The following is a 1,585-nucleotide window of genomic DNA, read 5'->3' as shown; positions in this document are numbered from 1 at the left end:
CCTGGTTCACCGACCGGGTCGTGCTGTCCGGGCGGCAGGCGTCTGCCGACAAGGTCCTGGCCCTGCTGCAGAGCTACGACGTCGTCCACTTCGCCTGCCACGGCAGTGCCGACCCGTCCGACCCGCTGAACAGTTCGCTGACTCTGGCCGACGACCGCCTCCTGACGCTCAGGGACCTCCTCGACATCCGGGACGGCGAGGCCGCGCCCGTCCGGCTCGTGGTGCTCTCGGCGTGTGAGACAGGCGTCGTCGGACCGGCCGCTCCCAGCGAGGTCATCGGCCTGTCGAGCGGTCTGCTGGAAGCCGGGGCCGCGGGCGCCGTCGTCTCTCAGTGGCGCGTCCCCGATCTGTCGACGGCCCTGCTGATGATGCGGTTCTACAGCGAGTGGAAGGCCGGCGGTTTCGACCCGGCTGCGGCCCTGTGCGCCGCTCAGCGCTGGCTGCGGGACACCACCAACGCCGAGAAGGCCGACCACTTCCGCCCGGGTGGGCCGAGCGGTCTCGCCCCCGAGACCACCCGGCCGCTCTGGCGCAGGCTCATCAGGCTCGAACCGGAACACCGCGGGTTCGCCCATCCGGTGCACTGGGCGGGATTCGTGTTCGTGGGTTCGTGAACCGTCCGGTCAGCCCTTGACGCAGACGACCTGCTTCAGCTTCGCGACGACCTCCACCAGGTCGCGCTGCTGGTCGATGACCTGCTCGATGGGCTTGTAGGCGCCCGGGATCTCGTCCACGACACCGGAGTCCTTGCGGCACTCCACGCCCCGGGTCTGCTCCTCCAGGTCCTTCGTCGAGAACCGCTTCTTCGCGGCGGTACGGCTCATCCGCCGACCGGCCCCGTGCGAGGCCGAGTTGAAGGACAGCGGGTTCCCGAGGCCCTTCACGATGTACGAACCCGTCCCCATGGAGCCGGGGATGATGCCGTAGTCGCCGGAGCCGGCCCGGATCGCGCCCTTGCGGGTCACGAGCAGGTCCACGCCGTCGTAGCGCTCCTCGGCCACGTAGTTGTGGTGGGCGCTGATCTCGGGCTCGAAGACCGGCTTGGCCTTCTTGAACTCCTTGCGGACGACGTCCTTCAGCAGGGCCATCATGATCGTGCGGTTGTACTTTGCATACTCCTGCGCCCAGAACAGGTCGTTGCGGTACGCCGCCATCTGCGGGGTGTCCGCGACGAAGACGGCGAGGTCGCGGTCGACCAGACCCTGGTTGTGCGGGAGCTTCTGGGCCACGCCGATGTGGAACTCGGCGAGTTCCTTGCCGATGTTCCGCGAACCGGAGTGCAGCATCAGCCAAACAGAACCGGTCGTATCAGTGCAGATCTCGACAAAGTGGTTGCCCGACCCGAGCGTGCCCATCTGCTTGGTCGCCCGCTCCTCGCGGAACTTCACCGCGTCCGCGATCCCGTCGAAGCGCCCCCAGAAGTCGTCCCAGCCGGCCGTGGCGAAGCCGTGCATCCGGCCCGGGTCGACGGCCTCGTCGTGCATGCCCCGGCCCACCGGGATCGCCTGCTCGATCTTCGACCGCAGCCGCGACAGGTCCCCCGGCAGGTCGTTCACCGTCAGGGACGTCTTCACCGCCGACATCC

At 68.6% G+C, this 1,585-nt stretch carries 2 protein-coding genes; one reads left to right on the top strand and one right to left on the bottom strand.

All coding sequences use genetic code 11. The features are described from left to right. Positions 1-614, top strand: a 614-nt coding sequence (locus tag ACFY5C_RS41450) for a CHAT domain-containing protein (protein ID WP_389455254.1), incomplete at its 5' end; no start/stop codon positions are given. Positions 615-623: 9 nt separating this feature from the next. Here ACFY5C_RS41450 and ACFY5C_RS41445 read toward each other — a convergent pair. Then, a partial coding sequence (locus tag ACFY5C_RS41445; RefSeq protein WP_389455252.1) for an RtcB family protein occupies positions 624-1,585 on the bottom strand: 962 nt, incomplete at its 5' end.

The organism is Streptomyces sp. NPDC012935 (assembly GCF_042900345.1).
In the GTDB taxonomy this organism is placed as follows: Bacteria; Actinomycetota; Actinomycetes; order Streptomycetales; family Streptomycetaceae; genus Streptomyces.
The sequence above is the reverse complement of the archived record's forward strand: the minus strand, read 5'-3'. Positions and strand labels throughout refer to the sequence as shown.